Source organism: Sphingomonas corticis, assembly GCF_012035195.1.
In the GTDB taxonomy this organism is placed as follows: domain Bacteria; phylum Pseudomonadota; class Alphaproteobacteria; order Sphingomonadales; family Sphingomonadaceae; genus Sphingomonas; species Sphingomonas corticis.
Genome location: NZ_JAAVJH010000023.1, coordinates 19,932 through 27,169, shown reverse-complemented (window position 1 = coordinate 27,169; position 7,238 = coordinate 19,932). Strand labels below are relative to the sequence as shown.

8 protein-coding genes are annotated in these 7,238 nt (G+C 69.2%); 5 read left to right on the top strand and 3 right to left on the bottom strand.

Translation table 11 applies throughout. The features are described from left to right. Nucleotides 1-239 precede the first annotated feature (239 nt). The 5 genes from HBH26_RS18710 to HBH26_RS18690 all read left to right on the top strand — a co-directional run bounded on the left by HBH26_RS18710 (nt 240) and on the right by HBH26_RS18690 (nt 5,028). Nucleotides 240-1,154: a nitrilase-related carbon-nitrogen hydrolase gene (locus HBH26_RS18710; RefSeq protein ID WP_168136162.1), complete on the top strand. Its 915-nt coding sequence runs from the start codon at nt 240-242 to the stop codon at nt 1,152-1,154. Nucleotides 1,155-1,400: 246 nt separating this feature from the next. Continuing rightward, nucleotides 1,401-2,276 (top strand): hypothetical protein, encoded by an 876-nt coding sequence (locus tag HBH26_RS18705; RefSeq protein WP_168136161.1) that lies wholly within the window; start codon nt 1,401-1,403, stop codon nt 2,274-2,276. A 150-nt stretch (nt 2,277-2,426) separates the two neighbouring features. Next, nucleotides 2,427-3,134 carry a FadR/GntR family transcriptional regulator gene (locus HBH26_RS18700; RefSeq protein ID WP_168136160.1) on the top strand — a complete coding sequence of 236 codons (708 nt, stop codon included), beginning with the start codon at nt 2,427-2,429 and terminating at the stop codon, nt 3,132-3,134. Nucleotides 3,135-3,295: 161 nt separating this feature from the next. Beyond that, the gene (locus HBH26_RS18695; protein WP_168136159.1) at nt 3,296-4,393 is read left to right on the top strand and encodes a zinc-dependent alcohol dehydrogenase; all 1,098 of its coding nucleotides are present in this window, start codon (nt 3,296-3,298) and stop codon (nt 4,391-4,393) included. Nucleotides 4,394-4,398: 5 nt separating this feature from the next. After that, a complete protein-coding gene (locus HBH26_RS18690; RefSeq protein WP_168136158.1) occupies nt 4,399-5,028 on the top strand; it encodes a glutathione S-transferase N-terminal domain-containing protein in 630 nt (209 codons plus the stop codon). Between the two features lie 18 nt (nt 5,029-5,046). Here the strand turns inward: HBH26_RS18690 and HBH26_RS18685 are convergent, their stop codons facing one another. The 3 genes from HBH26_RS18685 to HBH26_RS18675 are packed head-to-tail and all read right to left on the bottom strand — an operon-like array spanning nt 5,047 to nt 7,048. Next, nucleotides 5,047-5,859, bottom strand: coding sequence for an amidohydrolase family protein (locus HBH26_RS18685; protein ID WP_168136157.1), 813 nt, complete (start codon nt 5,857-5,859; stop codon nt 5,047-5,049). Nucleotides 5,860-5,879: 20 nt separating this feature from the next. After that, on the bottom strand, nt 5,880-6,581 hold the full coding sequence (locus HBH26_RS18680) for a fumarylacetoacetate hydrolase family protein (RefSeq protein ID WP_168136156.1): 702 nt from the start codon (nt 6,579-6,581) through the stop codon (nt 5,880-5,882). Continuing rightward, a complete protein-coding gene (locus HBH26_RS18675; protein ID WP_168136155.1) occupies nt 6,578-7,048 on the bottom strand; it encodes a cupin domain-containing protein in 471 nt (156 codons plus the stop codon). Before HBH26_RS18675 ends, HBH26_RS18680 begins: the two co-directional genes overlap by 4 nt. Nucleotides 7,049-7,238: the final 190 nt, after the last annotated feature.

Below are 7,238 nucleotides of genomic sequence, written 5' to 3'. Positions count from 1 at the left end.
TACCAGCATCCCGATCTCGCCGCCTGACACACCGCCAAGCGAGCAGCCTAGACCACCGGGATGAGGGGTCCTTTTTCGACGCCGATCACCCCGCTACCGGGGTCCCTTTTCCACGCCGATCCACAGTGGAGGCGAGCGCGGATGGCACCGGTGGCGATGCGCGGCGCGTCAGGGTGGCGTACGTGCCGCTTTCGGAAGGCGTCGCCGCGGCCAGGAGGGATAGTCCGCATCGCGTCCTCGTGGCGCCGATGCTGGAACGGGAGGAGGACGTGGCCGTGCGGCGACGGCAGGACGGGGCCGCCTACCTCGTCACGCCTTCCGAGCTCGTCGGCAGGGCTCGCGCGGTGGTCTCCCGCGCCTACGAGGAGGAGGCGAGTCTCATCCTCATGCCCGAGATGGTGCTGACGCCCCGCGCGCTCGCCGCGTTCCGGCAGGAACTGCTCGACCGCCACTCCGAGCACTCCGAGCGGACGAACCGGCTGCCGCCCCTCTCCTACGCGCTCGTCGGCGTTGTCGAGGAGGTCGAAGATGGTGCCGCACGCCGCAACTACGTGGTCGTGCTCGACGGGACGGGGGAGGTGCTCGCCTCGCAGGACAAGCTGAGCCGATGGAACCTGCGACCCGACGAGCAGCAGCAGTACGAGCTGGCGCCTGTCGACGCTGCGGTGCCGGACCTCCTGCTCGAGCCGATCAGTCCGGCCGAGGAGGTCGTCGTCGTTGATCTTCCGGGCCTCGGTCGGCTCGTCGTGCTGATCTGCGCGGATATGGACGTCTCCGAACCTGGCGACTGGCTGTATGCCAACGCGGGGCTGGAGTGGGTGTACGCCCCGATCATGGACCGCACGCGCCGGCCCGTGCGGGCTCGCGGTCGCGTGGGTCCATGGATCGTCAGGCGCGCGCATCGGGCGGCGTGCGCCACGCGCGGTCGAGTCATCGTGACGAACAGCATGGCCCTGACGCCGGTGGTCAACCGCAGCAACGAACGACGCGGGCTTTCAGCGGATTATCCGCCATCGGTCGAATGTGACGTCGGTCTTCTGATAGACGGGCGCGACCAGGAGGTGACGTGCGAGCCGGTCGTGGTCGCCTTGGGCACGGCCGACGTCGCCGAGGTGAGGGACTGGAACGTCGGTTGGCAGACCTTCCTGGAGTGACGAGGCTGCGCCGAGACGACGCCGGTCGTACGTCCCGCCCTTCGCGCAGGCGCCGGCGGACGACGCGGAGGGCGGAGACCAAGCCGGCCGTTCGCGCGGCACGGACGCGGCGCTCACCCATCCCGCCTTGGACTTCGGTGCTGCTCGCGATCGGGCCACCCAGCGCGGAGCTGCCCGGCGACGTGGTTTCATCTACCGCAGCAGCGTGGGCGGGCGCGGCCGAGATCGTCGGAAGGAGCTGACGACATGGTCGACCTGCACGAGCGGCTTTCCGAGTACTCCTACGGGTATGGCGTGACCCGCGAGACGGAGTTGCGCCTGGAGAGCGAAGGTCTGAAGGCCGTCCCGTTCCTCCCGAGCCTCGTGCAGGAGGGCGAACTCGGCTTCGACGTCGCGTTCGACCGTCCAGGGGCGGCGCTGCTGCTGCAGTTCAAGCTCGGACAACTTCTCACGCGCTACCGCCGGAGTTCGCAAGGCGCGCCTGTGCCCGTTCTGGAGCGGCCGTTCTGGCGGTTCTCGATCGACACGGCGGAGCCCGACGGACAGTTCGAGGCGCTCCTGAAGGCGGAGCGGGACGGCGCGGAGGTCTACTACGCCGCGCCGCGTTTCTCCGATTGGGCTCACTACGCCACGCTGTTCGAGCAGCGCGGGGTGGTGGAGCATTCGCTGCTCGTGCGCCCCTCCTGGATCAGGTCCGCCTTGGACGGCGCGGCCGCGCCGGACGGCCCTCACAGGATCGTCTACGACCGATATCGCGCATACGTGTGCTCCGAGCCGAGCAGCATTCCGCAGATGGACGGCGACGACGCGGTCGCGAAGGTCGCGGCCCTCGTCAGGGGGCGCCGGGAGCCTGCAGCCGCCGTCCTTGAGCGCATGCTGGCCGGCTTGGACGATCGTGCCTCGGTGCGCCGGGTCCGCGAGGGCATGGCCAACGCGGATGGGACGGATGCGGGCGGCGACGGGTTGCGTGTGCCGGCGGGCTACGCCCGAGCGCAGCGCAGACGCCGATTGTCGGCGCTCGTGGCGCGGGCGCGCTCCCGCGAACAGGCGGTCGCCGCCGCGATCGGAACGGAGCTCTGGACGCTCGGCATCCAGCTGGTGATAGCGCTCGAAGACCAGTAGCCTGCCGGTGGGCGCGACCGCGCGATCGTCACTCCCTGGCAAGTGCTGCGGGAAGTCTCGTGAGGTTCGAAACCCGCGCCTTCCTACGGGGCTCCGAAGTGGTTAGGATTGGTTGCAGTTGGCCGCAGGCCATGCGGAGCCGACACCATCATGCGAGCGGACACGATCAACGACATGTCGACCGATTCGACCGAGCACCTCCTGCCATCGGTCCGCAAGTGGCTGAGCGCGCACCGGAATGGCGGGCAGCATCGTCTCCCGCCCGAGCGCGAGATGGCCGAGCAGTTCTGCATCAGCCGCGCGCAGATGCGCAAGGCGCTCGCCGTCCTTGAGGGCGAGGGGCAGATCAGGCGCCACGTGGGACGCGGGACCTTCATCGTCAGCGACGCGGCGCCCACCACGCTCGCGGGCGAGGAGATCGCCGCCCGCACCAGTCCGCTCGCCGCCATGCAGGCGAGGCGCGTCGTCGAACCCGAACTGTGTCGGCTGGCGGCGCTGCACGCCACCTCCGCGCAGATCGAGGAGCTGCGGACGCTCTGCACGCGGATGCGCGCATCCGCCACGTGGGAGGAGTACGCGGGTCTCGACTGGCGGCTGCACAACGTCATCGCGGAGGCCACGGGCAACGTGCTTCTCGTCGAGATACAGGAGCTGCTTAACGGCGTCCGACGCTACGTCGTCTGGGGACATCTCGTCAAACGCCCTGCCGGACCTGCCGAGGACTACCACTCCTTCGCCGAGCACGAGCGGATCGTCGCCGCGATCGCCGCGCGCGACGGCAAGGGCGCGATGGCGGCCATGCTCGCCCACCTTCAGGAGACGCACCGGCAGATGTTCGAGGGGCTGGACGACGCCTGAGCGCGGGCCGCGACCGCTCGCCCCCGGTCATGGTCCAACCGGTTTACTAAATGGTTTGCACTTGGTTTCGTCAGTCGGCATATTCCTCGCGAAGGGGAGAGGCAGTGGCGACGCAAGCTGAGATGATACGACCGGTCCCGCACGAGGATGACCCGACGCCAATGGGCGTCCCGACGCGGATGGACGTGTGGACGCTGGGTTCGCCGGGGGAGCTCCGCCGCGCGCAGAAGCCGGTCCCGTCGCCCGGCCGCGGTGAGGTGCTGGTGCGGATCGAGGCCGTGGCGATCTGCGCGACCGACCTCGAGATCATCGCCAACGGTCCGCCCGCCCTCATCAACGGCCGTCTCCCCTTCGAGCAGGACTTCACCCCCGGTCACGAGTACATGGGCGCGGTGGCGGCGCTTGGACCGGGTGTCGACGAATACGCGGTCGGCGACCGCGTCGCCGTCGAGATCCACGCCGGCTGCGGCCAGTGCCGCCGCTGCCGTTCCGGGATGTACACCTCCTGCCTCAACTACGGACGCAACTACGGCGACGTCGACAAGGGGCACCGCGCCAACGGGTTCACGACGGATGGGGGGTTCGCCCAGTACGCGGTCAACCACGTCAACACGCTCGTCCGCGTACCCGACGCGATGGGGGACGAGGAGGCGACGCTGGCGGTCACCGCCGGAACGTCGATGTACGGTCTGACGGAACTCGGCGGCCTGGTGGCGGGCGAGAGCGTCGTCGTGATCGGCCCCGGACCCATCGGTCTCCTGGCGGTGGGCGTCGCCAAGGCGCTCGGCGCCAGCCCCGTGGTCCTGGTCGGCACGCGCGAGAACAGGCTCGACATCGGTTCTCGGCTTGGCGCGGACGTGGTGCTGAACGGCCGCGAGGTCGACGCGGTCGCGCGCATCCGCGAGCTCACCGGCGTCGGCGCCGACTACGTGCTCGATTGCGCCGGCACCGAGGCCTCGATCAACGACGCGATCCACATGTGCAGCCGCGGAGGCAGGATCTGCCTGGCCGCCTTTCCGCACGGCCGCACGAACGTCGACCTCGAGCACGCCGTCGTGAACAACATGTATCTCTACGGCATCCGGGGAGAGGGGAAGAGCGCGGTGCGTCGGGCGATGGCGCTCATGGCCGCCCGCCGCTTCGACGCCTCGCTGATCCACACGCACACCTTCGACATGGACGATCTCCCGGAGGCGATCCGCTACGCGCGTGACCGCGTGGACGACGCGATCAAGGTGGTCGTGCGGCCGCGGCACTGATCGTCATGATCGATCTCTACACATGGACGACGCCCAACGGGCGCAAGGTGTCGATCGCGCTCGAGGAGATGGGCCTGCCCTACTGCGCGCATGCGGTGGACATCCGCAATGGGGAGCAGTTCTCCGACGCGTTCCTGTCCATCGCCCCGAACAACCGGATCCCGGCGATCGTGGATCGGGACACGGGGCTGCATCTGATGGAATCGGGCGCGATCCTGGTCTACCTGGCCGAGAAGTCCGGCAGACTCCTGTCGACGGATCCCGAGCGACGCTTCCGCACGCTCGAGTGGCTCATGTGGCAGATGGGCGGCCTGGGTCCGATGCTGGGTCAGGTCCACCACTTCAACCACTACAACCCCCATGCCTCCGACTACGCGCGCGACCGGTATGTCGCCGAGGCGCGACGATTGTACGGAGTTCTGGATCGGCGGCTCGCCCACCGTCCCTTCATCGCCGACGAATACTCCATAGCGGACGTGGCGGCATGGCCGTGGATCTCCCGGTTCGAGTGGCAGGGCATCGACCTCGACGAGTTCCCGTCGGTCCGGCGCTGGTACTTGGAGGTCGCCGACCGGCCAGCGGTGCGGCGGGGCTACGACGTGCCGGCGCGGGTCAACGACATTCCCCTGCCCTGAGGTCCGCCCGGCGCGGGCTCAGCCGCGCTCCCAGCCCACCCAGTCGCAGACCGCGCGGCCCATCACGGCCTCGAGCTCGTCGCCCCGCAACCACGGCAGATGCAGCGTGAACATCTCCACGCATTGCTGGAGCGTGATGGGCATGCGGGTGAAGTCCGTTCCCCAGAACATCCGCTGCGGACCGAAGGCGTCGTACACGCGCTTCAGCACGGGAGCCACGTCCTGGTGGGGGAACGGTTCGGCGCTGAAGCCTGGTGTGGCCGTGGCCTTGGCGGCCACGTTCGGAAGGGTCGCGAGCGACAGCAGCTGATCGATGTCCTCGGCTGCGGCGGGCATCCGGTCGTGCGGGCCGATCGCGAGATGGTCGACGAGGAAGTTGATGTCGCCGAAGCGCCGGGCCAGGTCGCCGACGGTGCCGAGCATGGGCCGCGGCACCATCAGGGCGACGGGCCTGCCGAGACGGTTGGCGACCTCCCAGATCCAGTCGAGATCGCCGGCGCCGAGCGCGACCGTCGCCGCCGGCGTCATGAGCACGAAGCGCAGGCCCAGCATGCCCGGACGGCCGAGGAGGCGTTCGACCACCTCCGGATCGGGCGCAGTGTCGAGCGGGAGCCATCCCATCGTGCCGAACCGGCCGGGGTGGGAGGCGACCGCCTCCTGGGCGTATTCGTTGGATCGGGGGTCCCAGATGGCGGGGCAGTTGATGGACCGCGACACGCCCGCCGCGTCCATTTCGCGGACCGCCTCGTCGGCCGTGTATGGCTCGCTCCTGTGGTGGGGAGGTCCTCCGGGCGTGCTCCAGAGGTGGATCTGCGCGTCGACGATCAGCATGGCTCGGGCTCCGATCGGGTTCAGACCTTGAGACTGACGGTGAGGGAACCGACCCCGCCGCACTCAGCGCGCATGGTCTGCCCCCTCCTCACCGGTCCGACGCCCGCCGGCGTGCCGGTGAGGACGAGGTCTCCAGGCGCCAGCTCGACGAACCGGCTGAGTTCGGCGACGCATTCCGCCGGGGACCAGATCATGTCGGCCATGTCGCCGAGCTGGCGCAGCTCGCCGTCGACGTGGAGGGTGATCGCGCCGCCCTTGGGATGGCCGATCTCCGTGATTGGCCGGATCGTGCCGATGGGGCAGGAGCGGTCGAACGCCTTGCCCATCTCCCACGGACGTCCCGTCTTCTTCGCCTGCGCCTGCAGGTCCCGCCGGGTGAGGTCGATCGCGACGGCGTAGCCGAGGATCGCGTCTCCGGCGGCCTCGGACGAGAGGTCGGCGCCTGCGCGGCCGATCGCGACGGCGAGTTCGACTTCGTGATGGAGATCGGCCGTGCAGGTCGGGAATGGCAGGCTCGAGCCGTCGCCGACCACGGTGTCGGCCGGCTTGCCGAAGAAGAAGGGTGGCTCCCGCGTTGGATCGCTGCCCATTTCGCGGGCGTGCTCGGGGTAGTTGCGCCCGACGCACCAGATCCGCCGCACGGGGAACAGCGTCCCGTCCGCGACAGGCACGACCGGCTGCTCCGGCGGCGGGACCGCCCAGCGCCTCTCGCCGCCGGTCATGCCGCGACCCGTTCGGCGCCAGCGACCTCCAGGCGGGGCGCGTTCTCGATCGGCAGCGGCGGGTTGCTGCCGGACAGGAACTCGACCGTGACGAAGTCGAGGTCGCTCTCGCCCACGTTCTGGACCGCGTGCACCATGTAGTCGCCTGGACCGTACTCAAAGTGGCGGGTCTGCCCGGGATAGTGCGTGACGTCGACGATGCGGCCGTCCTCGTAGTAGCCTCGGGCGGTGCCTGCGCTGGTTGCCGACCAGAAGTATGGGAGCACGTGGCGATGGAAGGCCAGGAGTTCGCCAGGCGCCAGGTGCAGGTGCCAGACGCGGCATCGATCGCTTTCGGACACCAGGACGCTGCCGACGACTCCGTTGAAGCGGTTCTCCTCGTACATGCGCTGCAGGTGCTCCGGCCAATGGCCGCGCGGATCTTCGGGCGGACCCGCCTCCGCCACTGAAACGACGTCGTCGCTCATTCCTCTCCCCCGGGTGCTTGCCCGCCCGATCGCGTGGCGATCGGCGCTGTGGCTCGGCTCAACCAATAGGATCGAATGGTTTACGGGTAAAGAGGCTCTTGGACAGGCGATCAACCGGAGCGGCCCGGGTCATCTCGTTGCTTGAGGCGTCGATCGCTTGACCATATTGGTTGAGCCAGTTAGCCCTTGC